This is a genomic window from Pseudomonas sp. NFACC04-2 (assembly GCF_900119265.1).
Taxonomy (GTDB): Bacteria; Pseudomonadota; Gammaproteobacteria; order Pseudomonadales; family Pseudomonadaceae; genus Aquipseudomonas; species Aquipseudomonas fluorescens_AA.
This window is the reverse complement of the sequence record NZ_FPJC01000011.1, coordinates 1-25206: the sequence shown is the minus strand read 5'-3', so window position 1 is coordinate 25206 and position 25206 is coordinate 1. Positions and strand designations below refer to the sequence as shown.

At 61.1% G+C, this 25206-nt stretch carries 26 protein-coding genes; 15 read left to right on the top strand and 11 right to left on the bottom strand.

Translation table 11 applies throughout. From position 1 onward, the window contains the following. Positions 1 to 16: 16 nt before the first annotated feature. Together BT125_RS15955 and BT125_RS15950 are read right to left on the bottom strand one after the other, a co-directional pair. Entirely contained in the window at positions 17 to 2521 is a 2505-nt protein-coding gene (locus BT125_RS15955) for an ABC transporter permease (protein ID WP_072408357.1), read from the bottom strand. Further along, positions 2521 to 3204, bottom strand: coding sequence for an ABC transporter ATP-binding protein (locus BT125_RS15950; protein ID WP_072408355.1), 684 nt, complete (start codon positions 3202 to 3204; stop codon positions 2521 to 2523). Before BT125_RS15950 ends, BT125_RS15955 begins: the two co-directional genes overlap by 1 nt. 10 nt (positions 3205 to 3214) lie before the next feature. Between BT125_RS15950 and BT125_RS15945 the strand changes: the two genes are divergently transcribed. The 3 genes from BT125_RS15945 (at position 3215) to BT125_RS15935 (ending at position 5381) form a co-directional block, all read left to right on the top strand. After that, complete coding sequence (locus BT125_RS15945; protein WP_072408353.1) at positions 3215 to 3820, top strand: arylesterase; 606 nt, start codon at positions 3215 to 3217, stop codon at positions 3818 to 3820. A 56-nt stretch (positions 3821 to 3876) separates the two neighbouring features. Further along, positions 3877 to 4170 (top strand): hypothetical protein, encoded by a 294-nt coding sequence (locus BT125_RS15940; protein WP_003199347.1) that lies wholly within the window; start codon positions 3877 to 3879, stop codon positions 4168 to 4170. Positions 4171 to 4409: 239 nt separating this feature from the next. Beyond that, positions 4410 to 5381 (top strand): L,D-transpeptidase family protein, encoded by a 972-nt coding sequence (locus BT125_RS15935; protein ID WP_072408351.1) that lies wholly within the window; start codon positions 4410 to 4412, stop codon positions 5379 to 5381. Positions 5382 to 5504: 123 nt separating this feature from the next. Here BT125_RS15935 and oprI read toward each other — a convergent pair whose 3' ends face one another. Continuing rightward, the gene (oprI, locus tag BT125_RS15930) at positions 5505 to 5756 is read right to left on the bottom strand and encodes an outer membrane lipoprotei OprI (protein WP_003183784.1); all 252 of its coding nucleotides are present in this window, start codon (positions 5754 to 5756) and stop codon (positions 5505 to 5507) included. A 635-nt stretch (positions 5757 to 6391) separates the two neighbouring features. Here oprI and BT125_RS15925 point away from each other — a divergent pair. Next, positions 6392 to 6673 (top strand): GNAT family N-acetyltransferase, encoded by a 282-nt coding sequence (locus tag BT125_RS15925; RefSeq protein WP_053120470.1) that lies wholly within the window; start codon positions 6392 to 6394, stop codon positions 6671 to 6673. Positions 6674 to 6838: 165 nt separating this feature from the next. Here the strand turns inward: BT125_RS15925 and BT125_RS15920 are convergent, their stop codons facing one another. Further along, positions 6839 to 7915: a 3-deoxy-7-phosphoheptulonate synthase gene (locus BT125_RS15920; RefSeq protein ID WP_072408349.1), complete on the bottom strand. Its 1077-nt coding sequence runs from the start codon at positions 7913 to 7915 to the stop codon at positions 6839 to 6841. Between the two features lie 268 nt (positions 7916 to 8183). Between BT125_RS15920 and BT125_RS15915 the strand changes: the two genes are divergently transcribed. The 4 genes from BT125_RS15915 (at position 8184) to cysB (ending at position 11746) form a co-directional block, all read left to right on the top strand. After that, the gene (locus BT125_RS15915; protein ID WP_072408347.1) at positions 8184 to 9137 is read left to right on the top strand and encodes a putative 2-dehydropantoate 2-reductase; all 954 of its coding nucleotides are present in this window, start codon (positions 8184 to 8186) and stop codon (positions 9135 to 9137) included. A gap of 21 nt (positions 9138 to 9158) precedes the next feature. After that, positions 9159 to 10064: a 5'-nucleotidase gene (locus tag BT125_RS15910; RefSeq protein WP_072408345.1), complete on the top strand. Its 906-nt coding sequence runs from the start codon at positions 9159 to 9161 to the stop codon at positions 10062 to 10064. 96 nt (positions 10065 to 10160) lie between these two features. Next, the gene (locus tag BT125_RS15905) at positions 10161 to 10661 is read left to right on the top strand and encodes a universal stress protein (RefSeq protein WP_060738547.1); all 501 of its coding nucleotides are present in this window, start codon (positions 10161 to 10163) and stop codon (positions 10659 to 10661) included. Between the two features lie 110 nt (positions 10662 to 10771). Continuing rightward, positions 10772 to 11746, top strand: coding sequence for an HTH-type transcriptional regulator CysB (gene cysB, locus BT125_RS15900; protein WP_003199376.1), 975 nt, complete (start codon positions 10772 to 10774; stop codon positions 11744 to 11746). 14 nt (positions 11747 to 11760) lie between these two features. Here the strand turns inward: cysB and BT125_RS15895 are convergent, their stop codons facing one another. Both BT125_RS15895 and BT125_RS15890 read right to left on the bottom strand, forming a co-directional pair. After that, positions 11761 to 12243 (bottom strand): GreA/GreB family elongation factor, encoded by a 483-nt coding sequence (locus tag BT125_RS15895; RefSeq protein ID WP_060738546.1) that lies wholly within the window; start codon positions 12241 to 12243, stop codon positions 11761 to 11763. Between the two features lies 1 nt (position 12244). Beyond that, positions 12245 to 12631 (bottom strand): hypothetical protein, encoded by a 387-nt coding sequence (locus BT125_RS15890; protein WP_072408343.1) that lies wholly within the window; start codon positions 12629 to 12631, stop codon positions 12245 to 12247. Between the two features lie 119 nt (positions 12632 to 12750). Between BT125_RS15890 and earP the strand changes: the two genes are divergently transcribed. Further along, entirely contained in the window at positions 12751 to 13884 is a 1134-nt protein-coding gene (gene earP / locus BT125_RS15885) for an elongation factor P maturation arginine rhamnosyltransferase EarP (RefSeq protein WP_072408341.1), read from the top strand. A gap of 48 nt (positions 13885 to 13932) precedes the next feature. Further along, positions 13933 to 14502 carry an elongation factor P gene (locus tag BT125_RS15880; RefSeq protein WP_003199385.1) on the top strand — a complete coding sequence of 190 codons (570 nt, stop codon included), beginning with the start codon at positions 13933 to 13935 and terminating at the stop codon, positions 14500 to 14502. An 87-nt stretch (positions 14503 to 14589) separates the two neighbouring features. Here BT125_RS15880 and BT125_RS15875 read toward each other — a convergent pair whose 3' ends face one another. The 3 genes from BT125_RS15875 to BT125_RS15865 form a co-directional block, all read right to left on the bottom strand. Next, complete coding sequence (locus tag BT125_RS15875; protein ID WP_072408339.1) at positions 14590 to 15603, bottom strand: alpha/beta hydrolase; 1014 nt, start codon at positions 15601 to 15603, stop codon at positions 14590 to 14592. Between the two features lie 35 nt (positions 15604 to 15638). Then, entirely contained in the window at positions 15639 to 16058 is a 420-nt protein-coding gene (locus tag BT125_RS15870) for an organic hydroperoxide resistance protein (RefSeq protein WP_072408337.1), read from the bottom strand. 363 nt (positions 16059 to 16421) lie between these two features. Next, positions 16422 to 16883: a MarR family winged helix-turn-helix transcriptional regulator gene (locus tag BT125_RS15865; RefSeq protein ID WP_053120491.1), complete on the bottom strand. Its 462-nt coding sequence runs from the start codon at positions 16881 to 16883 to the stop codon at positions 16422 to 16424. Positions 16884 to 17029: 146 nt separating this feature from the next. Between BT125_RS15865 and BT125_RS15860 the strand changes: the two genes are divergently transcribed. Beyond that, on the top strand, positions 17030 to 17779 hold the full coding sequence (locus BT125_RS15860) for a sulfite exporter TauE/SafE family protein (RefSeq protein WP_060738540.1): 750 nt from the start codon (positions 17030 to 17032) through the stop codon (positions 17777 to 17779). Here the strand turns inward: BT125_RS15860 and BT125_RS15855 are convergent. Beyond that, positions 17769 to 18623, bottom strand: coding sequence for a LysR substrate-binding domain-containing protein (locus BT125_RS15855; RefSeq protein WP_027912697.1), 855 nt, complete (start codon positions 18621 to 18623; stop codon positions 17769 to 17771). The genes BT125_RS15860 and BT125_RS15855 overlap by 11 nt on opposite strands. 97 nt (positions 18624 to 18720) lie before the next feature. Here BT125_RS15855 and BT125_RS15850 point away from each other — a divergent pair, with 97 nt between their 5' ends. Together BT125_RS15850 and BT125_RS15845 are read left to right on the top strand one after the other, a co-directional pair. After that, complete coding sequence (locus tag BT125_RS15850; protein ID WP_072408335.1) at positions 18721 to 18939, top strand: DUF1127 domain-containing protein; 219 nt, start codon at positions 18721 to 18723, stop codon at positions 18937 to 18939. A 64-nt stretch (positions 18940 to 19003) separates the two neighbouring features. After that, positions 19004 to 20233: a winged helix-turn-helix domain-containing protein gene (locus BT125_RS15845; RefSeq protein ID WP_072408333.1), complete on the top strand. Its 1230-nt coding sequence runs from the start codon at positions 19004 to 19006 to the stop codon at positions 20231 to 20233. 127 nt (positions 20234 to 20360) lie between these two features. Here BT125_RS15845 and BT125_RS15840 read toward each other — a convergent pair whose 3' ends face one another. After that, positions 20361 to 21707: a class II 3-deoxy-7-phosphoheptulonate synthase gene (locus BT125_RS15840; protein WP_053183144.1), complete on the bottom strand. Its 1347-nt coding sequence runs from the start codon at positions 21705 to 21707 to the stop codon at positions 20361 to 20363. 142 nt (positions 21708 to 21849) lie between these two features. Here BT125_RS15840 and BT125_RS15835 point away from each other — a divergent pair, with 142 nt between their 5' ends. Further along, positions 21850 to 22605, top strand: a complete 756-nt coding sequence (locus tag BT125_RS15835) for a spermidine synthase (protein WP_025212625.1) — start codon at positions 21850 to 21852, stop codon at positions 22603 to 22605. Positions 22606 to 23100: 495 nt separating this feature from the next. After that, complete coding sequence (locus BT125_RS15825; RefSeq protein ID WP_072408331.1) at positions 23101 to 24774, top strand: DEAD/DEAH box helicase; 1674 nt, start codon at positions 23101 to 23103, stop codon at positions 24772 to 24774. The last annotated feature ends 432 nt before the right edge of the window (positions 24775 to 25206 follow it).

The following is a 25206-nucleotide window of genomic DNA, read 5'->3' as shown; positions in this document are numbered from 1 at the left end:
CGAAGCCGGGAGTCTATCAACCCTCGCGCAATACTGTCAGCGGGCTGGCGTTGAGCGCCCGACGGGTGCCGAACACCCCGGCCGCACCGATCAACAAAGCCCCCAGCAGCGGCAATACCAACAGCCATGGATGCGGATGCCAGGGCAGGTCGAAGGCGTAGCGGTAAAGCACCAGGCTCACCAGCTCCGAACCCAGGGCCGCAAGCAGGCCACTGACGGCGCCCAGCAGGCCGAACTCGATGCGCCGGGCCTTGACCAGCAGGGGGCGTTCGGCGCCCAGTGCGCGCAACAGCGCGCCTTGGCGGATTCGTTCGTCGAGGGTCGCCTGCAGGCCGGAGAACAACACCGCCATTCCCGCCGCCAGCACGAACAGCAACACGTACTCCACGGCCAGGGTCACCTGGGCCAGGATGCTGCGCAGTTGTTCGAGCAAGGCCTCGACTTGCAGGATCGTCACCGCCGGAAAGGCCCGGGACAGGTCGACGATCTGTTGGTCGTGTCCCGGCGCCAGGTAGAAACTGGTGAGGTAGGTCGCCGGCAGGTCTTTCAATGTACCGGGTTGGAAGATCATGAAGAAGTTGGGTTGGAAATTGTCCCAGTTGATTTCCCGCAGGCTGGTGACCTTGGCTTCACGGTTGACGCCGCCCACGCTGAAGACCAGGCGGTCACCCAACTTGATCTTGAGGTTCTCGGCTACTTTGCCTTCCACCGAAACCCCCGGGACATCGTCCGCAGGTTGCTGCGGCCACCAGGTCCCTGCAGTGACGACGTTGCCCGCTGGCAGCTCCGCGGCCCAGGTCAGGCTCAGGTCGCGCTGCAGCGCCCGGTCACCCGCCGAGTCCTTGGTGACGAACTCCGTGGCCGGTTCGCCATTGATGCTGATGAGGCGGCCGGGCACCACGGGGTAGAGCGGGGCCGATTGTGCGGACAATTCCAGCAGTTTGTCGGTGAAGGCCTGCTTGTCGTTGGGCAGGATGTTCAGGGCGAAGTAGTTCGGCGCGTTCTTGGGCAACTGGTTTTGCCAGGTGTCCAGCAGTTCACCACGCAGCAACGCGATCAACGCCATGGACAACAGGATCAGGCCGAACGCCAAGGCTTGACCGGCGGCTGCCAGGGGATGGCGCAGCAATTGGCCGAGGCCCAGGCGCCAGGGCAGGGCGGCGCGGGCCAGCAGGCGACGCAGGCTCTGGAGCAGCAGCAACAACAAGCCGCCCAGCACCAGCGCGGCAACGACGCCACCGCCCAGCAGGGCGAAGGTCAGGACCAGGTCCAGGCTCAGGCGCCACATGATCAGGCCCAGGGCTCCCAATGCGGCACCGTAGATCACCCAGGAGCTGGAGGGGATCGGCAGCATGTCCCGGCGCAGCACGCGCAACGGTGGCACTCGTCCCAGCGCAGCCAGTGGCGGCAGGGCGAACCCCGCCAGCGCCACCAGCCCGGTACCGATCCCGGCGATCGCCGGCAGCAGGCCACCCGGCGGAACGGTGGTGGGCAGCAGGTCATGCAGCAGGGCGAACAGGCCCAGTTGGGCGACCCAGCCGAGCAGGGCGCCGCTGATACTGGCGAGCAGGCCCAGCACCGTCAATTGCAGGCTGAACAGCACCATGGTTTCCTGGCGTGAAAGGCCCAGGCAGCGCAGCAGCGCGCTGGCATCAAAGCGTCGGGTGGCAAAGCGGTTGGCCGAGAGCGCGACGGCGACCCCGGATAGCAACACCGCCACCAGACTGGCCATGTTCAGGTAGCGCTCGGCCTTGCCCAGGGCGCCGCCGATCTGACGGTTACCGTCGCGGGCATCCTGCAGGCGCTGGTTGGCTTCAAGGCCAGGTTTGACCAGGTCGCGGTAGGTTTGCAAGGCCGGTGCCGGACCGCGCCACAGGTCGCGATAGCTGACACGGCTGCCCGGTTGCACCACGCCGGTGGCTTCCAGGTCCTTGAGGTTGATCAGTACTCGCGGGGTGAGGCTGTAGAAATTGCCGGCGCGATCCGGTTCATAGGTCAGCACTCGGGCCAACCGCAGGGTTTGGTTGCCAACGTCGATGCTGTCGCCGATCTTCAGGTCCAGTGCCGTCAGCAGCCGTGCCTCGACCCAGGCCTCGCCAGGGTTCGGACGGCCGCCGGTTTCTTCCGACGCGAAGGGGGCTGGGCTGCTTTTCAGCTCGCCGCGCAGTGGGTAGGTGTCATCGGCCGCCTTGACGCTGGACAACTGGATGCCATTGTCGGTGGCCACGACACTGGAGAACTCCACCACCCGGGCGTGTTCCAGGCCCAGTTCGGTGCCGCTGCGTATCTGCTCCGGACGGGCCGGCGAGCTGCCTTCGAGCAGCAGGTCGGCGCCGAGGAATTCGGTGGCGCGCATCATCATTGCGCCGTTGAGGCGGGCACCGAAGTAGCCGATGGCGGTACTTGCCGCCACCGCCACCAGCAGGGCGAAGAACAACACCCGCAACTCACCGGCGCGAGCATCGCGAAGCAATTGACGGACAGCGAGACTGAACAGGCGCAACAGCGGCAAGCGTGCCATCAAGGCTCCAGAGGGGCGACCATCTCGCCGGCTTCAAGTCGGATCAGGCGCCGGCAGCGATGGGCCAGGCGTTCATCATGGGTGACCAGCACCAGGGTCGTGCCGCGTTCCTTGTTCAGTTCGAACAGCAGGTCGCTGATGCGCTCGCCGGTGTGGCTGTCGAGGTTGCCGGTGGGTTCGTCGGCAAACAACACGTCGGGCTCGGCGGCAAAGGCGCGGGCAATCGCCACACGTTGCTGTTCGCCGCCGGAGAGCTGGCGCGGTGAATGGGTCAGGCGCTGGCCCAGGCCGACGCGCTGCAACAGTTGTGTGGCGCGTTCACGGGCATCCTTGCGGCCGTCCAGTTCCAGCGGCAGCATGACGTTTTCCAGTGCATTGAGGCTGTCGAGCAACTGGAACGACTGGAAAACGAAACCGACATGCTCGGCGCGGACCCGCGCACGCTGGTCTTCATCCAGTGCGCTGAGGGCCTGGCCGGCGAGTGTGACCTCGCCGCTGCTGGGCAGGTCGAGGCCGGCCAGCAGGCCCAGGAGGGTGGATTTGCCGGAACCGGACGCGCCGACGATGGCCAGGCTGTCGCCTTTGTTCAGTTCCAGGCTGAGTTCGTGCAGGATGGTCAGTTCACCTTCCGCGCTGGCGACCACTTTGCTAAGGTCCGTCGCGGTGAGAATGCTTGAGCCCATGGAGAATCCGATGCGTGTGTGGTTTTTGAGTGCCGGCCTGGCCTTGATGTGCATGGTCCAGAACGCAGCGGCGGGTACAGTCCTGATCGTTGGCGATAGTATCAGCGCGGCTTTCGGCCTGGATACCCGGCAAGGTTGGGTAGCGTTGCTCGAACAACGGCTCAAGGCCGAGGGTTTTGACGATAAAGTGGTCAATGCGTCCATCAGTGGGGACACCAGCGCCGGAGGCCAGGCGCGGCTGCCGGCGCTGCTTGCAGCCCATAAACCGGACCTGGTGATCCTGGAGCTGGGTGGCAACGATGGCTTGCGCGGGCAGCCGCCAACGCAATTGCAACAAAACCTTGCAGCGATGATCGACAATTCCCGCGCAAGCGGTGCCAAGGTGTTGTTGCTGGGCATGCAACTGCCGCCCAATTACGGGCGCCGTTACACCGATGCCTTCGCCCGGGTCTACAGCACCCTGGCCGAGGAGAAAAAAGTGCCGCTGGTGCCGTTTTTCCTCAAGGATATCGGAGGTGTTCCCGGCATGATGCAAGGCGACGGATTGCACCCGTCCGTCGCGGCCCAGGGCAAGTTGCTGGAAAATGTCTGGCCGACGCTAAAACCGCTGCTTTGACGCTTTTCTACAGGCGGGCTTTCGGCTAATGTGGCGCCCCCGATTTGGAGCCCCCGATGCCGCGTCCCGCCTGGTCCCTGTTTGCCTACCAACTGATCGAGCCCGACGAGCAGCTGGATCTGTTCGCCTGCCAGGAAGTACGGGTGCATCTGGTGACCCGGCAGTTGGAACTCGGTGGCTCGGCCGACCGCACCCTTTGCGGTAGCCTGCTGCCGGCCCAGCCGCGCTGGTCGAGCGTCGATCGCAAGATTTTCCAGGATCATCGCCTGTGCTCGCTGTGCCGGGCGATCCTGGAGTCCCAGAAGCGCGGCACCTCGCCGATCTGGCCGGAGCTGCGGTTCGAGTTGTAATCCTCGGATTCCAGGCTGTCCTTGTGGGAGTGAGCTTGCCCGCAATGACGGTGGCATATTCAATATCGGTGCAGGCCGACCCACCGCTATCGCGAGCAAGCTCGCTCCCACAGGGGGGCTTGAAAGTCCTCTAACCTGTTGCACATCGGACGCTTGATTGCCGCTCTCCCCGAAATAATGGGTGGCAGTGTACAATCGCCGTTTTAATACCCTTGTTCGATCTGCGAAGGATTTCCCGGATGTTGCCGCGCTTGCCTGCCGTCGCCCGCTGCCTGTCTCTTGCCGCCCTGTGTATGGCGGGCCCCGTTGCCGCACTCGAACTGCCTCTGCCACCGCCGGGTGAAGACATCATTGGCCAGGTGCAAGTCATCAAGGCCAAATACGAAGATACCTTTGCCGACCTGGGCACCACCTATGACCTGGGTTACAGCGAGATGGTCGCCGCCAACCCTGGAGTCGATCCCTGGTTGCCGGGCGCTGGCACCGAGATCGTGCTGCCCACTCGCTTCATCCTGCCGCCGGGCCCGCGCGAGGGCATCGTGATCAACTTGGCCGAGTACCGTCTCTACTATTTCCCCAAGGGGCGGAACGTGGTGTACACCTTCCCGCTGGGGATTGGCCGTGAGGGCTGGGGGTCGCCGATCGCACACACCAGCATCATTGCCAAGACACCGAACCCGACCTGGACTCCGCCCGCATCGATCAAGGCCGAACACGCTGCCGACGGCGACCCGTTGCCGAATGTCGTGCCCGCCGGGCCTGATAACCCGCTGGGCCCTTTCAAGTTCACCCTGGGCACCCCGGGCTACCTGATCCATGGTTCGAACAAGAAGTTCGGCATCGGCATGCGGACCAGCCACGGTTGCTTCAGGATGTTCAACAACAACGTACTGGAAATGGCCAGCATGGTGCCGGTGGGCACGTCGGTGCGGATCATCAACGACCCCTACAAGCTGGGCTTGAGCGGTGGCAAGGTGTACCTGGAAGCGCATACGCCACTGGACGACAAGGGCAACCCGTCGGTGGTGGACAAGCACACCGCGGTGATCAATGCGATGCTCAAGCGCGAAGACATCACCAGTAACCTGCGCATGAACTGGGACGTGGTGCGGGACGTGGTGGCGGCGGAAGATGGCCTGCCGGTGGAAATTGCCGTTCCCAATACCTCGGCACCGATGGTCTCGAGCGCGCCGATCGACTTGCAGCAGTAAAGCTCGAAAGCAACCCGCCGACGTTTCGCGATGTCGGCGGGTTTTTTATCGCCTGCTTAAACGCCAAGCAATAAAAAAGCCGACCCAAAAATGGGTCGGCTCGATAACAATCCCGAAGGACTATTACTTGCGGCTAGCTTTTTCCAGCATGCGCAGAGCACGCTCGTTAGCTTCGTCAGCAGTCTGTTGTGCTTTTTGAGCAGCAGCCAGAGCTTCATCAGCTTTACGGTAAGCTTCGTCTGCACGAGCCTGGGAACGAGCTGCTGCGTCTTCGGTAGCAGTCAGACGTGCTTCGGTTTCTTTCGATGCGCTGCTGCAACCGGTAGCCAGAACTGCGGCCAGGGCCAGAGCAGAGAATTTCAGAACGTTGTTCATCGGTTTCCCCTTCAAGGACTTTCTATTAGTGACTGTCTCCCCAGACTGAGGAGTTAGCCGGCGTACATACTACCCATTACTTGTAGTAAGTAAACTGACGTAGCGCAAGAAGCAAAAAAATTGTAGGCGGTGATTCTTTTTCGAGCAACTTTTCTTAGGGTTGTTGAAAAAATATACAGCCCCGAGCCCTTGGCTGGAGTGCGTCGACGAAAAAAGGTTCCGCAGCAGGGGAGAACTCTTGCAGTCCTCGCTAACGTCGTTGTTTATTGATTCACCTACACTTTTGTACATTTTTTGTGCAACGTCCCAGGCATCTTTATTGGTATTGGCGGTGACTTTAACTACGCGCGCTCGTCTCAAGACTCAACAACTGGCGATGTTCAGCTATTGCACCGTGACCGACTACCGCTCGACGATGGCGCTCAATCGATAAACCCGACCAGGTTTACCCCTTCGATGACAGGTGTGCCTTGAGCATTTGCGTCATTGGTGCCTACTATTCACGACGTGCTCGGGTTTGAGCGGATCGATTTTGGCGCTCGGTGACCAGGAAGGCACGGGGTGGCGTAGATGTTCCTTCGCCGGAAAAACATCGGTAAGGTAGGGGTCGGCATTCAGACCCGCGAGGAGTAGTGATGAGCGAGGCGGTTACCATCCACCATGACCAGGCTGGTCATCAGTTCGAGACCAATGTGGACGGTCATCGTGCCTATCTGACCTATATGGACCTGGGCAAGCAGACCCTGGATATCTATCGCACCTTCGTGCCCAACGCCTTGCGCGGCCGGGGCATCGCGGCAGCGCTGACCGAAAGGGCGCTGCAATACGCTGAAGAGATGGGCTACACGGTGATCCCGTCCTGCTCTTACGTGGAGCGTTACATGGAGCGTCACCAGCGGCACGCGGCGAAGCTCTGAGAAAACGGATTCCCCATAAAAAAACGCCGGACTGAAAAGTCCGGCGTTTTTTTATGCCTTAAAGGGAAGCAAAAGATCGCAGGCTTCGCCAGCTCCTACATCCCCAGCCCAAATACATGTAGGAGCTGTGTAGGAGCTGTCGAGTGAAACGAGGCTGCGATCTTTTCAACTACGCTGCCGCTTCGGCAACACGTCCTTGAGTTTGGCGTGCATGCTGCGCAAGGTGTTCTCGGTCGCGCTCCAGTCGATGCAGGCATCGGTGATGGAGACGCCGTACTGCAAGTCGGCGAGGTCTTTCGGGATTGCCTGGCAGCCCCAGTTCAAGTGGCTTTCGACCATCAGGCCGATAATTGACTGGTTGCCTTCCAGGATCTGGTTGGCCACGTTCTCCATCACCAGCGGTTGCAGCGCCGGGTCCTTGTTGGAGTTGGCGTGGCTGCAATCGACCATGATGTTCGGCTTGATCTTGGCTTTGTTCAGCGCCTGCTCACACAGCGCGACGCTGACCGAATCATAGTTCGGCTTGCCGTTGCCGCCGCGCAGCACCACGTGACCGTAGGCGTTGCCCTTGGTGGTGACGATCGACACGCCACCTTCCTGGTTGATGCCCAGGAAGCGGTGCGGGCTGGAAACCGACTGCAAGGCGTTGATCGCCACGGTGAGACCGCCGTCGGTGCCGTTCTTGAAGCCCACCGCCGACGACAGGCCGGAGGCCATTTCGCGGTGAGTCTGGGATTCGGTGGTGCGCGCGCCGATGGCCGACCAGCTGATCAAGTCCTGCAAGTACTGCGGCGAGATCGGGTCCAGGGCTTCGGTGGCGGTGGGCAGGCCCATTTCCGCCAGGTCCAGCAGCAACTGGCGACCGATGTGCAGGCCGTCCTGGATCTTGAAGGAGTCATCCAGGTATGGGTCGTTGATCAGGCCTTTCCAGCCGACGGTGGTCCGCGGTTTCTCGAAATACACGCGCATGACCAGGTACAAGGTGTCGGAGACTTCCGCCGCCAACACTTTCAGGCGCTCGGCGTATTCGTGGGCGGCCTTGATGTCATGGATCGAGCAGGGGCCGATGACCACGAACAGGCGATGGTCGGTGCCGTCCAGGATGTTGCGAATGACTTCCCGGCCCTTGGCCACGGTGCGCAGGGCAGCATCGCTCAGGGGGATATCGCGCTTGAGCTGGTCAGGCGTGATGAGGGTCTCGTTGGAGGCGACGTTAAGGTCATTGATCGGTAAATCAGCCATCGTGTTACTCGTCAGGTCACGGGTGCCGGCCGCCAGCGATCCCCGCGCGGCGGTGCACAGCGGATTTTAAGCGCGTCGGGGAGCCGAACCTTATCGCGTTACGAGGTGGCTCGACAATGGGCTGGGGCCGGTTTAATGCCCTATAGGCCAGGGAAAAGGCCTTGGCGATGGCTCTGCAACAGATTCGTGAGCGGATGTAATGAAGATTGCATGCCATGCTGCTCGCGCCGATAGTGTGCAGGGGATTTTTACCAGGAGAGTTGCAACGATGCAGGCAGGGGTTAAACCGCGGATCGGGATGATCGGCACCGGGGCGATTGGCGGGTTTTATGGCGTGATGCTGGCGCGTGCCGGTTTTGACGTGCACTTTCTACTGCGCAGCGAGTTTGCTGCCGTGGCCGAAGCCGGTTTACGAATCGACAGCGCGGTCCATGGCGCGCTGGCCCTCGACCCCGTCCAGGCCTATCGCTCGGCAGCCGATATGCCGCCCTGTGACTGGCTGCTGGTCGGCGCCAAGACCACCAGCAATGCCGACCTGGCTCCGGCCATTGCCCAGGCTGCCGCTGACGGGGCAAAAGTCCTGTTGCTGCAGAACGGCCTGGACGTCGAGGACGATCTTCGACCGTTGTTGCCCGATTCGCTGCATCTGCTGGGTGGCCTGTGCCTGATCTGCGTGCATCGCGTCGGCCCTGGCGTCATCGCCCACCAGGCACTTGGCGCGGTCAACGTCGGTTATCACAGCGGTCCCTGTGCCGATCAGGCGCAACGCATGGCGATCGTCGAAGAGGCGGCGACGTTGTTCCGCAGCGCCGGTATCGAGGCCCAGGCCATGCCTGGCTTGCAACAGGCGCGCTGGCAGAAGCTGGTGTGGAATGTGCCATACAACGGTCTTTCGGTTTTGTTGGGCGCCAGTACCACGCCGTTGATGGCCAGCGCTCATAGCCGCGAATTGATCCAGGCGCTGATGGCGGAGGTGGTCCGCGGTGCGCAAGCCTGCGGGTATCACATTGCGCCGGGTTATGCCGAGTATCTGTTCGCGATGACCGAGAAGATGCCCGACTACTGGCCGAGCATGTACCACGATTATTCCCACAAGCGGCCGCTGGAGCTGGACGCGATCTACGGCCGGCCCTTGGCGGCGGCGAAAGCGGCAGGGTGTGAGCTGCCGAAAATCGAAGCCTTGTATCAGGCGTTGGCGTTCATGGATCGCTGTAACCGCTGAGCGGGGCGAAAGGGGAGTGGCATGGCAAACAACATCGACGACAAACTGGTGCTGGCGATTTCGTCGCGGGCGTTGTTCGACCTGAGGGAAAGCCACAAGGTGTACCTGTCGAGTGGCGTCGAGGCTTATCGGCAATACCAGATCGAGCATGAAGACGAAGTCTTGGCACCCGGTGACGCGTTCGCTCTCGTGCAGAAACTGCTGGACCTCAACGAGCACCTGGGGCGTGCCCGGGTCGAGGTGATCCTGGTGTCGCGCAACAGTGCCGACACCGGCCTTAGGGTGTTCAACTCGATCCATCATTATGGGCTGGCGATCTCGCGCGCGGCCTTCGTTGGCGGCCGCAGTCCTTACCCGTACCTCAAGGCATTCGGCTGCGACCTGTTCTTGTCCACCCACGCTGAAGACGTGCGCAGCGCCCTGGACGCCGGATTTGCCGCGGCGACCATCCTGTCGGGTGGGGCCAGTCGCGCCGCCAGCGCAGAACTGCGCATTGCCTTCGACGGCGATGCCGTGCTGTTTTCCGATGAGTCGGAGCGTGTCTACCAGGCCGGTGGTCTGGAGGCTTTCCAGGCCAGCGAGCGCCAGGCTGCCCGTGAGCCGCTGCGAGGCGGGCCGTTCAAGGGCTTCCTGGCGGCGCTCAACGCGCTGCAGCGCGAATTTCCCGAGGACGCCTGCCCCATCCGTACGGCCTTGGTGACCGCCCGTTCGGCACCGGCCCATGAGCGGGTCATCCGGACTTTGCGTGAGTGGGATATCCGTTTGGACGAGTCGCTGTTTCTCGGCGGCTTGACCAAATCGGCTTTCCTGGAGGCCTTTGCCGCCGATGTGTTTTTCGATGACCAGACCGGCCACTGCGAATTGGCCCGGGAGGTCGTCGCCACCGGTCACGTGCCCCATGGCATCAGTAACGAAATAAAGCCCTGACTGCCCCTGAGTCGGGACGTCAGGCCGCACGTCGCAGTCCCCAAGGCGCTGCTAAGCTGAATCAATCTCCGCCATTCTGGCACGTGAGGAGGTCACATGATTCGTTCGATGCTGTACGCCACAGACCTGGGCCTTTATGCCCCTTATGTGATGCAGCATGCCTTGGCGCTGGCACGGACGTTTGAAGCCGAGTTGTATGTGGTGCATGCGGTAGAACCGATGGGGCTGTTCGCCGAATCGGTGTTGCAAAGCTATCTCGATGAGCAGGCGCTGAACGAATTTCATCGCCAAGGTCTGAATACGGTGATGGCCAATATCGAACAGCGGGTGCTCGACAGTTTTCGTGAGGAATTGGGGGAAGGGCAACAGGACTTGAAACTGATCAGGTCGGTCAGGGTGTACCAGGGCGATCCTTCCCAAGTCATCCTGGAGCAGGCTGCGAAACTCTCCGTGGATTTGCTGATCGTAGGCAGTCATTGCCAAGGGGCGAACGGTGAAACCCCCTTGGGCAGGACCGCTGCCCGGGTATTGCAGTTATCCCGGGTACCGGTCTACCTGGTACCGCTGGTCCAGCGTCGACGTCAGGGCGAGGCTTGAGGCTAAATGATGGCGTTTTATAAAAAGTTCTAGATTTATTGTCGAAACCTTCCATATAGTTATATACCGTCGCTGATGCCCGTGGCGTCCAACTGCTTTGAGGGATACATATGAAGCTTCAACAACTGCGCTACATCTGGGAAGTGGCGCACCACGACCTCAACGTTTCCGCTACTGCCCAAAGCCTCTACACGTCGCAACCCGGCATCAGCAAGCAGATCCGCCTGTTGGAAGACGAACTGGGCGTCGAAGTCTTCGCCCGCAGCGGCAAGCACCTGACCCGCGTGACACCGGCCGGTGAGCGTATCATCACCACGGCTGGCGAGATCCTGCGCAAGGTCGAAAGCATCAAGCAGATCGCCCAGGAATTCTCCAACGAGAAAAAAGGCACCTTGTCGATCGCCACCACCCACACCCAGGCCCGCTATGCGCTGCCGCCGGTGATCAGCAACTTCATCAAGCAATACCCCGATGTGGCGCTGCACATGCACCAGGGGTCGCCGATGCAGATCGCCGAGATGGCTGCCGACGGCACGGTGGATTTCGCCATTGCCACCGAGGCCCTGGAGCTGTTCGGGGACCTGGTGATGATGCCGTGCTACCGCTGGAATCGCTGCGTGGTCGTGCCCCAGGGGCATCCGTTGACCAAGCTGCCGAAGCTGACCCTCGAAGCCCTGGCCGAATACCCGATCGTCACCTACGTATTCGGTTTCACCGGTCGTTCCAAGCTCGACGAAGCCTTCAGCCATCGTGGCCTGACGCCGAAAGTGGTGTTCACCGCCGCCGACGCCGACGTGATCAAGACTTACGTCCGCCTGGGCCTGGGCGTGGGCATCGTCGCGAAGATGGCCGTCGATACCAAGCTCGACAGTGACCTGGTGGTGCTGGATGCCAGCGAACTGTTCGAATCCAGCGTGACCAAGATCGGTTTCCGTCGTGGCACTTTCCTGCGCGGTTTCATGTGCGATTTCATCGAAAAATTCGCGCCGCACCTGACCCGGGAAGTGATGGCCAAGGCCATCCAGTGCCACAACAAGCAGGAACTCGAAGAGTTGTTCGACGGCGTCGAACTGCCGGTGCACTAAAAAACGTGACCTGCCTAGATCGCCTCGGTGACAGTGAACTGTTGCCGGGCGCCCGCGACCACGATCTCCACCTCATCCCCTTCGAACTTGCCCAGCAGGCCTCGGCCCAACGGTGAGCGAGGGGTGATGACGGTGATCGGCTGGCCTACCAGCGAGACCTTCAAGCCTGCCGCATCCGGCCCGAGGAAGAGCCATTGCTGGCGGCCATGCTCATCTTCCAGTCCGATCAATGTGCCGACCTGAACGCCGCGCTGCTCGTCGTAAGGCCTCAATGTCAGGTTTTGACAAAGGGTGAGCGCCTGGCGGATTTCTTCCACGCGCCGGGCTTGTCCGGCGGCGAGATAGGACGCCTCGAGGCCCAGGGTGTCGTATTTGTTCTCGGCGATGTTTTCTTCGTGGGTCGCGGTTTCGTAGGCGGTTTGCGCGGCGCGTTCGGCGATATCGAGATCAATCTCGAGCTTGTCGAGAATCAACTGGTGGACGGTCTGTTTGTTCATGTCATTCGCAGAATTGCAGCACGTTGGCGCGACTTTTTTCACTGGGCGCAGTCTGGTCCTGTTGCAGCCAGAACTGGCACTTGGGGTTGGACAGATTGCGAGGATTGCTGCGGGCCTGATCAAGCGCCTGGCGCTGCTCGTTCCTTTGCAGGTTTTGCTGATATTGCTCGAACATCGGCGTGGGCGGCTCGGGGGGCGGTTGTACCACCGGTGGTTGCGCCAGTTGATGGACGGCGGCGGCCACCGGTGCCAGCTGTTCGTTGAACAGGAATCTGGACAGTAGCCAGCCCGTCAACACGATGGCCAGGAACCCCAGCCACAAGCCCAGGGCAATGCTGAAGGTCAATTGCAAAGCCGTAAGGCGCGAGGGTGTCGAGTGATCGGGCATGGCTGCTTCCTGGCAGGGTCATGGGCAGGCGCTGATTGTCGCATGAAGATTAATCGCCGTCGGCTCTTCTGCGCGATCGGTTTATTCGGGACAATCAGGCCTTTCACAGGGAGTCGGAAATGGCTGTGCGCTGGGATATTTTTTGCACCGTCGTCGATAACTATGGCGACATCGGTGTCACTTGGCGCCTGGCTCGGCAATTAGTGGCCGAGCACCAATGCGCGGTGCGCCTGTGGGTCGACGACCTGCGTGCCTTCAAACGGCTATGTCCGCAAATCGATATCACCCTGTCCGAGCAATGGCAGCAGGGCGTACAAGTGTGCCACTGGCCCGCGCACTGGCAGCCCACTGAAGCCGCCGAGGTAGTGATCGCCGCGTTTGCCTGCCAGTTGCCGAGTGCCTACATGGAAGCGATGGCCGAGCGCCAGACGACGCCCTTGTGGATGAATCTCGATTATTTGAGCGCCGAGGACTGGGTGATCGGTTGCCATGGCTTACCGTCAGTCAAATACAAACACGTGCAGAAATATTTCTTTTTCCCGGGCTTTCGGGAGGGAACGGGTGGCTTGCTGCGTGAGGCCAGTCTGCTGGAGCGCTGTCGGCAATTCCAGCAGGATGCCGAAGCGCAACGCAGTTTCCTGCAGGGATTGGGCGTCGAGCGGGCGCCGCAAGCCTGCCTGATCTCGCTGTTTGCCTACGAGAACGCCGGGCTGGCGAGCTGGTTTGACGCAATGGCAGCCGATACCCAGGCATTTCATGTGCTGGTTCCCGAAGGGCGAGTGCTGGGCGACGTCGAGCGTTGGCTCAGTGTCGAAGGCCTGAAGGTCGGTGCGCTGCATCGCCGCGGCGCACTGACGGTGCAGGTGCTGCCGTTCGTTCGACAGGATCAGTACGACCAGTTGCTGTGGTGCTGTGATTTCAACGCCGTGCGTGGCGAAGACTCCTTCGTGCGCGCGCAATGGGCCGGTCGGCCGCTGCTCTGGCATATCTACCAGCAGGAAGAAGACGTCCACCTGGAAAAGCTCGAGGCATTTCTCAGGCTCTACAATCAGGGGCTTTCACCGGCCGCGCAAAAAGCGACCAGTGGTCTCTGGCGGGCCTGGAATGCCGGCCAGGACATGGCCGAGCATTGGAAAACCAGCCGTGAACAGCACCGGGAACTGGCCGAACATGCCCAAGCGTGGTGTCTGGAACAGGCCTCGCGACCCGATCTTGCCGCAGCGCTGGTGAAGTTTTATGTAAATTGGATATGATACGCGGCCTAGATTTTTGTAAATCCCATCCAAATTCGGATATTCGCAATGAAAACTGGTAAAGAACTGAAACCCGGGACCGTGATCCGTCTCGAAAACGATCCTTGGCTGGTTCAGAAAGCTGAGTTCACCAAGTCGGGTCGTAACAGCGCGATCATGAAGACCAAGCTGAAGAACCTGCTGACCGGTTACAAGACCGAGATCGTCTACAGCGCCGACGACAAACTGGACGACGTGATCCTCGACCGCAAAGAAGCGACCCTGTCCTTCATCAGCGGTGACACCTACACGTTCATGGACACCACTGACTACACCATGTACGAGTTGAACGCCGAAGACATCGAAAGCGTTCTGCCATTCATCGAAGAAGGCATGACCGACGTCTGCGAAGCCGTGTTCTTCGAAGAGCGCCTGGTTTCCGTAGAACTGCCGACCACTATCGTGCGTCAGGTTGACTACACCGAAGGTTCCGCTCGCGGTGACACTTCCGGCAAGGTCATGAAGCCTGCCAAACTGAAGAACGGTACCGAACTGTCGGTCGCTGACTTCATCGAAATCGGCGACATGATCGAGATCGATACCCGCGAAGGCGGTTCCTACAAAGGTCGCGCCAAGTAAGCGAAGCCTTTTGTATGAAAAAGCCCGACCATTGAGTCGGGCTTTTTTATTTCAGGACTGAATACCAGATCCCTTGTGGTTCCATCATCACTTGAGGTGCTGCTTGAGCTCTTCGGACACCTGCAACATCGCCGAACGCACCGCAGGCACCTGGCTGACCACGTTGAGCAAGCCATAGTCGTGGATCATGCCGTTGTAGCGCACGGCCGTGACGGGAACACCGGCCGCGTCCAATTTGCGGGCATAGGCTTCGCCTTCATCGCGCAAGACGTCGGCCTCGGCGGTCTGCACCAGCGCTGGCGGCAGGCCCTTGAGTTGCGCGGTGCTGGCCCGCAGCGGCGAGGCATAGATCTCGCCGCGTTGCCCGGCGTCGGTGGTGTAGTTGTCCCAGAACCACTTCATCATGTTTTTACTGAGGAAGTGCCCTTCGGCGAACTGGTTGTAGGACGCCGTCTCGAAGCTGGCATCGGTCACCGGCCACAGCAATGCCTGGAAACGGATCGCCGGCGTACCCTTGTCCTTCGCCATCAAGGCCACGACCGCCGCCATGTTGCCGCCGACGCTGTTGCCCACCACGGCCAGGCGCTTGCCGTCGACGTTGATTTGCTTGCCGTGTTCGGCCACCCACTTCGTCGCGGCGTAGGCCTGGTTGATCGCCACCGGGTAATGCGCCTCGGGTGAGGGCGTGTAGTTGACGAACACCGCGACGGCACCGGACCCCGCCACCAGATCCCGGACCAGTCGTTCGTGAGTCGGGAAGTCGCCCAGTACCCAGCCACCGCCGTGGAAGAACATGAACACCGGCAACTCACCCTTGACCCCGGCGGGGCGAACGATGGTCAGGCTGATCGGCTGGCCATCGACCTGGATGGTTTTCTCGCTGACGTCGGCCTTGGGCAAGGTCATCTTTACTCCCGCCTGGGCGCCTACCAGGACGGCGCGGGCGTCCTTGGGCGACAGCTGCTCCAGTGGCTTGCCGGTGCCGGCATTGAGCGCGTCGAGAAACGCCTGGGTGTTGTGTTCGACGATGCCGTCGGCGAAGGCGCTGCTGACGCTGAGGGCGAGAAGGGTGCCGGTCAGGGCTTTGCTGAATGTGTTCATGTGCATCTCCTTAAGTTCGGGGCCAGGGTTGGTGGTCAGACGGTCACGTGCAGGCGCACATCCACGTTTCCGCGGGTGGCGTTGGAGTACGGGCAGACGCGGTGAGCCGCGTCCACCAGGCTTTGGGCGTCGGCCTGGTCCAGGCCTGGCAGGCTGATGTGCAGGTCGATGTCAAGGCCGAAACCACCGGGGATCTGGCCAATGCCTACGTGGGCGGTAATCGAAGCGTCGTCCGGGATCTTGCGTTTGCTTTGGCTGGCCACGAATTTCAGGGCGCCGATGAAGCAGGCCGAATAGCCAGCGGCGAACAATTGCTCAGGGTTGGTTGCCGCACCGCCCGCACCGCCGAGTTCCTTGGGCGTAGCGAGTTTGACGTCGAGGATGTTGTCACTGGAAATCGCACGACCGTCACGGCCGCCAGTGGAAGTTGCGATTGCGGTGTAGAGCGTTTGCATGATGGGAGCCTCGCTTCAGGGTTGATTTTGTTGCGCTAAATGTTTGCGCGCCAAGTAGGTGTGAAGCGAATGTATAGCGCTAATATTTTGTGCGCAAGATAAATTTTCGAGGTGAGTAAGAAAAGGCAAGCTGAAAAGGCTTGTAACCCTTGATATAGAGCGGTTTCTTGATGTTTAAAATTTTTTCAGCTGTGGGCTGGTAGGGAGGCCGCTATCGCGAGCAAGCTCGCTCCTCAAAGGAGGTGGGAGTGGGCCGCAAATCCAATGTGGGAGCGAGCTTGCTCGCGATAGCGGTGGGTCAGTTGGCGCAGATATCGGATGTACCGGCGCCTTCGCGAGCAAGCCCGTTTTCGCAGGGGGGAGTCAAAGGCTGTCTTGCAAATGCCCGCGTAGCGCTTGCAGGTCAAGCTGCAGCTTCTTCAACTGTTCCAGGGTCTGGCCGCTGGCGGCGAGGATGCATTGGGGGATGTCGAGGGCTTTTTCCCGCAGGGCACGGCCTTGTTCGGTGAGTTCGACAATGACCACACGTTCGTCCTCACGGCTGCGGGTCCGGCTCAACAGGCCTTCGGCCTCCAGGCGCTTGAGCAATGGGGTCAGCGAGCCGGGGTCGGTAAGCAGGCGTGTGCTGATTTCACCGACGGTCAATCCATCCTTTTCCCACAGCACCATCATCGCCAAGTATTGCGGATAGGTCAGGCCCAGGGCCTGTAGCAGCGGCTTGTAGACCTTGGTCATCAGCAGCGACGTGGAGTGCAGGGCGAAACAGACCTGGTTGTCGAGCAACAGGGCTTCGCAGGCTTCGGGGGTGTCGCGCAGGGTGTTCATGGCAAAACCTTCAATCAATGATCGTTACGAATCTAGCGGGCGAATCTTTAATGCGCCAGATAATTCTGACATTTCGGATAGATGTTACGTTTCCCCGCTGGCGCCGACTGCGTAGGATAGGCGCCTGAGGAAAAGGGGAGTCTTCTGTGTTCGAATTTGCACTGTTCTTGGTGTTTGGTGCCGTGTTGGGCACCTTGGGGGGATTGTTCGGGATCGGTGGCGGCCTGATTGCCATTCCGGTGCTGGGTGTCTGGTTCGGCCTCGACCAGCAAATGGCCCAAGGGACGGCGCTGGTCATGGTGGTGCCCAATGTAATGCTGGCGTTGTGGCGCTACCACCAGCGCAATCGCATCGAATTGCGCCATGTCCTGCCGTTGGCTTCCATGGGGTTCTGCTTTGCCTGGCTTGGCTCGATCTGGGCCGTGGGGATTGATGCCGATAGCATGCGGATCGGCTTCGTGGCGTTCCTGATCGCGCTGACGCTCTACAACCTGGTCCGCATGTTCGCCGCCACCGCACCTGCTTCGGCGCAAATGCGGTATGGCTGGCCGTGGCTCGGCGTGCTGGGCGCCGCATCCGGCACCATGGGCGGTCTGTTCGGTGTCGGTGGTGCCGTTGTCGCCACCCCGATCCTGACCAGCATTTTTGGCACCAGCCAGGTGGTTGCCCAAGGCTTGTCCCTGGCGCTGGCCTTGCCCAGTACCGGCGTGACCCTCGCCACGTACGCGTTTCACCACGAAGTGGACTGGAGCATCGGCCTGCCGCTGGCCGTCGGTGGCCTGCTGAGCATCAGTTGGGGGGTGAAAGTCGCCCACGCCTTGCCGGAGCGGCTGCTGCGCGGGCTGTTCTGCGGTTTCCTGGTGCTGTGCGCGGTGTTGCTCGCCTTTAAAGTTTGAATCCTTCGACGATGTGTTCGGCCAGGCACTCGGTGATCGGCGACGGGTTATGCAGGTTGCGGATCAGCATGATGCTGGCCTCGGGCAGTTCCGGCAGGTCTTCGGCCTCGCCCAGTACGCGCATGTCCGGGGTCAGCAGGCTTTCCAGTTGCGCCGTGATTGCCAGGCCGGCGCCCACCACCGCCATGAGCGCCGACAGGCTCGAGCTGTTGTACGCCACGCGATAATCGCGGCCCATGGCATCCAGCGCATTGCAGGCCCATTGCCGGCAGAAACAATCGCTGTTGAACATTGCCAGCGGCAGCGGTGTTTGTTCATGGACGTTGAAGCAGGCGGCTTCGGCCCAGACAAACCGCTCCTTGCGCAGCAACTGGCCGATTTCGTCCCCCGGTTTACGGGTGACGATGGACAGGTCCAAGTCCTGGCGCAGCAGTAGCTGCTTGGACGACTCGCAGTGCACTTCGATTTCGATCAGGGGATAGAACTGGGCGAAACGTTGCAGGATACCCGGCAGGAAGCGCATCACGTAATCGTCCGGCGTGCCGATGCGCACCGTGCCGACCATGTGCGGTTCTCGCAGGGTATTGAACACCTCGCTGTGCAGCTTGAGGATCCGCCGGGCGTAACCCAGCAGCACCTGGCCTTCAGCGGTGAGCTTGACCTGGCGCCCGTCACGCTCGAACAACCGTCGCTGCAAGACGTCTTCCTCCAGCCGCTTCATCTGCATGCTGACGGCAGACTGAGTGCGATTGACCAATTCCCCGGCCCGAGTGAATCCGCCCTGGTCGGCGATGGCGACAAAGGTACGCAGCACTTCCGTATCGATGCTCGGGTAACTCGACAATTGATCAATCTCCGAGATGTATTGCATAAGAAACATTCGTTGGATTGATCTTAGCGTTAGCGCGAGACTTGAGCCATCCCCAACGGAGGACATCACGATGAAAGGTCAAAAAGGTTATCTACTGATAGACAAACTCTCCCACGGCTTTTCCATCAGCGCCTTGTTGCACAAGTTTAGCCGCTGGTACGAATTGCACCATGAGCGCGAACTGCTGGCCGGAATGAGCGACGAGGCGCTCAAGGACATCGGCGTGAGTCGTGCCGACGTGGAGAAGGAAGTGGTTCGGCCATTCTGGGATGACCCCATGCACAAATGAGCCATCCTTTCCTACACAAACCCCTTATTGGTGAGGTAGGTTGCGAGCAGACAAGGAGATCTCCATGCCCGCGACTGTGTCCTTTACCCTCAAACAGGCCCGGCGTCTGGCGTTGGCCGCCCAAGGATTCGATGGGCGTTCATCGCCAGCTTCGGTGCAACCCGCGCGCCTCAACCGTCTGATCGAACGCCTCGGCGTCCTGCAGATCGACTCCGTCAATGCGCTGGTGCGCTCGCATTACCTCCCGTTGTTCTCCCGCCTCGGTCACTACCCACGCGATTTGCTCGATCAAGCTGCCTGGAGCCTGGGCCGACGCCGCACGTTGTTCGAATATTGGGGCCATGAAGCATCGCTGCTGCCGATGTCCATGTATCCACTGTTGCGCTGGCGCATGGATCGGGCGGCGCGTGGCGAGGGCATCTACCAGCAATTGGCGCGTTTCGGTCATGAACGCCAGGATGTCATCCGTCGTGTCCTGGCGTCGGTCCAGGAGCAGGGCGCCCTGGGCGCCGGCAGCTTGTCCACGCGCCAGGAGAAGGCCGGCCCCTGGTGGGACTGGAGTGCAGAGAAACATGCGCTGGAATGGCTATTCGCGGCGGGCGAAGTCACGGTGGCGGGGCGGCGAGGGTTCGAGCGGCTCTACGACTTGCCGGAGCGGGTACTGCCGGCTTCGATCCTGCAGCAACCGTTGCCGGACGAAGCCCAGGCCCAACGCGCCTTGCTGGTACATGCCGCCGACGCCCTGGGTGTCGCGACCGAGAAAGACCTGCGCGACTACTTTCGCCTCGATCCGACCGACAGCCGCGAACGGCTGGCCGAGCTGGAGGAGGCCGGGGAGCTGCTGCGTTGCCAGGTGCAAGGCTGGAAGCAACCGGCGTGGTGCCGACCCACGGCGAAAATCCCTCGCAAGGTCGCCGCCAGTGCCTTGTTGTCGCCGTTCGATTCGCTGGTCTGGGAGCGTGGTCGTACCGAGCGATTGTTCGATTTCCGCTATCGGTTGGAGATCTACACCCCTGTCCACAAGCGGATGTACGGCTATTACGTATTGCCTTTCTTGCACAATGAACGCATCGCAGCTCGGGTGGACCTGCGGGCGGAGCGGGCCCTGGGGCGGTTGGCGGTGCATGCGGTGCACGAGGAAGAGCCGGGGCTGGACGAGGAGGGGATGCAGGCCTTGGCGGTGAACCTGCGGCGCATGGCCCAGTGGTTGGGGTTGGAGCGGGTCCAGCTTAACTGTCAGCGGGTGGGTGGGGTGCGGTTGGCGGTGGCATTGGCTCAGCTCGGTGGTGACTGAGCGGGCGCTATCGCGAGCAAGCTCGCTCCCACATTGGATCCGCTGTGAACACAAAGCCTGTGGTCACCCGAGCCCCCTTGTGGGAGCGAGCTTGCTCGCGATAGCAGTCTAACCGGCGAAGAAGAACCTACCGCCGAACCTGCTTCAACGTCTCCGCAATCAAAAATGCCAGCTCCAGCGACTGATCGGCATTCATCCGCGGGTCGCAATGGGTGTGGTACCGGTCCGAGAGCCCGTCCTCGGTGATCGGTCGTGCACCGCCAATGCATTCGGTGACGTTTTGGCCGGTCATTTCGATGTGAATCCCGCCGGCATAGGTGCCTTCGGCTTCGTGGACCTGGAAGAACTGCTTCACTTCGCCGAGGATCTGCGCGAAGTCCCGGGTCTTGTAGCCGCTGCTGGCCTTGATGGTGTTGCCGTGCATCGGGTCGGAGCTCCACAGCACCTGCTTGCCTTCACGTTGTACGGCGCGCAACAGCGGCGGCAAGTGTTCGCCGACCTTGTTGGCGCCCATCCGGGCGATCAGGTTCAGCCGGCCGGGGTCGTTGTCCGGGTTGAGCACGTCGATCAGGCGGATCAGGTCGTCCGGGTCCATGCTCGGGCCGACCTTGACTCCGATCGGGTTGTTCACCCCACGCAGGAATTCCACATGGGCACCGTCCAACTGACGGGTGCGGTCGCCGATCCAGAGCATGTGGGCCGAGCAGTCGTAATAGTCGTTGGTCAGACTGTCACGGCGCACGAAGGCTTCTTCGTAATTGAGCAGCAGCGCTTCGTGGGCGGTGAAAAAACTGGTTTCGCGCAGTTGCGGCGAGCTGTCCATGCCGCAGGCGCGCATGAATGCCAGGGTTTCGTCGATGCGGTCGGCCAGGTGGCTGTACTTTTCCGCCAGGGCCGAGTTGGCGATGAAGTCCAGGTTCCACTTGTGCACCTGGTGCAGATCGGCGAACCCACCCTGGGCGAAGGCGCGCAGCAGGTTCAAGGTGGCGGTGGACTGGTGGTAGGACTGCAACAACCGCTCCGGGTCCGGTACGCGGCTTTTTTCGTCGAAACCGATACCGTTGACGATGTCGCCCCGGTAGGCCGGCAGGGTCACGCCGTCGATGGTTTCGTCATTGGCCGAGCGTGGCTTGGCGAATTGCCCGGCCATGCGCCCGACCTTGACCACCGGGCAGCCAGCGGCAAAGGTCATGACGATCGCCATCTGCAAGAGCACCTTGAAGGTGTCGCGGATCTTGGCCGCCGAGAACTCGGCAAAGCTTTCGGCGCAGTCGCCGCCTTGCAGCAGGAACGCCCGGCCCTGGGTCACTTCGGCGAACTGACGGCGCAACTCCCGGGCTTCACCGGCAAACACCAAGGGCGGATAACTGGCCAGGGTCTGCTCCACCTGCAACAGGTGCGCGGCGTCGGGGTAGCGGGGTTGTTGCTGGATCGGCAGGGCACGCCAGCTGTCAGGGCTCCAGGGTTGGCTCATCATGATCTCTAGGTGATTTACGCTCGGACGGCCATGTTATCAGCAAATTAGTACGTGACCTGTTCCGGTTGCTTCGCGGACAATCGCGCCCTTGTCCCGTATCCGCAGGCTCATGCCGGCACGGCAACCATCAGGAGATGAAATGACAGAGGAGCGCGTCGAGCATTTGCTCGCCGAGGTGCATGACGAGTTCGGCATGATTCGCGTATTCGAAGTGGCCGATTACCGGTTTCTGGAGTTTGGCGATGCCATCGAGCAAAGCTGCGTGTTCACAGCCGATCCGAGCTGGCTCGAATATGACTACACCCGCGCCATGCTCATCGGTGCGCTGTGTCACGAGCAGCCGGAAAGCGCGCTGTTCCTGGGGCTGGGGGCCGGAACGCTGACCCAGGCCTGCCTCAAGTTCCTGCCACTGGAAGACGTCGAGGCCATCGAACTGCGTCCCGACGTGCCGCGCCTGGCCATCGAATACCTGGGGCTGGACGACGATCCGCGACTGTACATCCGCGTTGGCGATGCGTTGGAATTGCTTGAAACGGCGGAGCCGGCGGACCTGATTTTCGTCGACCTCTATACCGATGTCGGACCAGGCGTCGGGCACCTGGCCTGGGGGTTCCTGGAAAACTGCCAGAAGCGCCTCAACCCGGGCGGCTGGCTGGTGATCAACCAATGGGCCACCGACGACGGCAAGCCATTGGGCGCGGCGCTCTTGCGCGGTTTGTACCACCGGCACTATTGGGAACTGCCGGTGAAGGAGGGCAATGTGATCCTGATTGTGCCGGCGGACCTCGATCAGGAACTGGACATGCAAGGACTGGTCGCCCGGGCCGAAGGGCTGGCGCCGCGGCTGGGCTATTCGTTGCAGTCGTTGATCAAGGCCATTCGCCCGGCGACATGACACAATCCCAGAGCACGACGAAGATCCTGTGGCGAGGGGATTTATCCCCGCTGGGGCGCGCAGCGGCCCTATCGAGGTTGGACCATTCGCAAATGTCTCAGATAAGTCGGGGGGCGCTTCGCAGCCCAGCGGGGATAAATCCCCTCGCCGCAACGAAGTTTGTGTCGTCGGGAGGTGAACCGTTTTAGCTGGCTGCCCAAGGCCTTGTGACAGCGAGCCCCATAACGGGGTTTGGCAATAAAAAAAGCTCCCTTTTCGGGCGAATTCCGGTATAGTGCGCGCCGGCCTTTAGCCGGGCCGCGTCAAGGTAGCGCAATTCTCCGAAGTCAGCTTCGGTGCATGTCCGCACAACGGATGCTTCCACGACGTTCTTTTTCCATTCATTCGTTTTCGCAAATCCCCGCCGACAAAGCAGCCAGGGCGACTCTTGAGTCTCAACACGGCATGCGCAGCTTTGGAGCATGGGTCTTTGCGGATGCACTTAGAGGCAGACCCATGACCCAGGAAACCGGCGGCTTCGCCGCTTTTAATCTCAACCCGAACATTCTTGCTGCCGTCACCGCGACCGGCTACGAAGAACCTTCGGCGATTCAGCAGCAATCGATCCCGATCATCATGGCCGGCCACGACATGATCGGCCAGGCGCAAACCGGTACGGGTAAAACCGCTGCGTTCGCCCTGCCGATCCTGCATCGCATCGATCCTGCCAAGCGCGAACCGCAAGCCCTGATCCTGGCGCCAACCCGTGAGTTGGCGCTGCAAGTAGCCACCGCTTTCGAAACCTACTCCAAGCAAATGCCTGGCGTTACCGTTGTGGCCGTTTACGGCGGCGCCCCGATGGGCCCTCAACTGAAAGCTATCCGTAATGGCGCGCAGATCGTTGTCGCCACCCCGGGCCGTCTGTGCGACCACCTGCGTCGTGACGAAAAAGTCCTGGCTACCGTGAACCACCTGGTTCTCGACGAAGCCGACGAGATGCTCAAGCTGGGCTTCATGGATGACCTGGAAGTCATCTTCAAGGCTCTGCCCGCGACCCGCCAGACTGTATTGTTCTCGGCCACCCTGCCGCAATCGATCCGTGCCATTGCCGAGCGCCACCTGCGCGATCCGCAACACGTGAAGATCCAGACCAAGACTCAGACCGTCACCGCGATCGAACAAGCTCACCTGCTGGTTCACGCCGACCAGAAGACTTCCGCCGTTCTCAGCTTGCTGGAAGTGGAAGACTTCGATGCCCTGATCATGTTCGTGCGCACCAAGCAAGCGACCCTGGACCTGGCCAGCGCTCTGGAAGCCAAGGGCTACAAAGCCGCCGCGCTGAACGGTGACATTGCCCAGAACCAGCGTGAGCGCGTGATCGATTCCCTCAAGGATGGCCGCCTGGACATCGTTGTGGCGACCGACGTCGCTGCCCGTGGCCTGGATGTTCCGCGCATTACCCACGTGTTCAACGTGGACATGCCGTACGATCCGGAATCCTACGTTCACCGTATCGGCCGTACCGGCCGTGCCGGTCGCGAAGGCCGCGCGTTGCTGCTGGTCACTCCTCGTGAGCGCCGCATGCTGCAAGTGATCGAGCGTGTGACTGGCCAGAAGGTGGCTGAAGTTCGCCTGCCGGACGCCCAGGCCGTTCTCGATGCCCGCATCAAGAAACTGACCAACAGCCTGTCGCCCCTGGTGGCTGACGCCGAATCGACCCACGGCGATCTGCTCGATCGCCTGACCGCCGACATCGGTTGCACCCCACGTGCCCTGGCCGCGGCACTGCTGCGCAAGGCCACCAATGGCCAGGCGCTGACCCTGGCAGCAATCGAGAAGGAACGTCCCCTGGTGCCGAACAGCGCACCGCGTGGCGATCGTCCCGAGCGTACCGGTGATCGTCCGGACCGTGGTGATCGCGAGCGTCGTGCACCGATCCCGCTGGCCGAAGGTCGTGCGCGCTGCCGTACTGCGCTGGGTGCCCGTGACGGCATCGCCGCCAAGAACCTGCTGGGTGCCATCCTCAACGAAGGCGGCCTGGCCCGCGAAGCGATCGGCCGCATCCAGGTGCGTGACAGCTTCAGCCTGGTCGAGCTGCCGGAAGATGGTCTGGAGAAGTTGCTGACCAAGCTGAAAGACACCCGCGTCGCTGGCAAGCAACTCAAGCTGCGTCGCTATCGTGAGGATTGATCGGCTCTTGGGCTGATTGATCGAACATGAAAAATCCCCGACTGGTTCGGGGATTTTTTTGCCTGTTGTTTGGTGTGCTTTCAGGGTGGAGGCCAATCGCGAGCGAGCTCGCTTGTATGTTTAGACTTGAAGGGGTGGGCGGGACTAAAAGCTCGATTCCGACTCTAGCCAGTACGGACCGTGGGAGACTTCTCGTCCCGCCCCTTCTACCTAAAGCGCCGATAAGGAATTCATCGGTAAAACCGACGATAGAGGCAAGCCAGCGCTACGGTAGACCCCGACAAGTATCTAAACCCTAGCTCCGAGGATTCGAGATGACAATCCTTACCTCCTCAACGGTTATCGGTATTGATGTAGCCAAGGCCGAAATCGTCGCTTATCGCGAAGATCTGAACAGCACTCAAGTGATCGACAACACCCGCGAAGCTATTG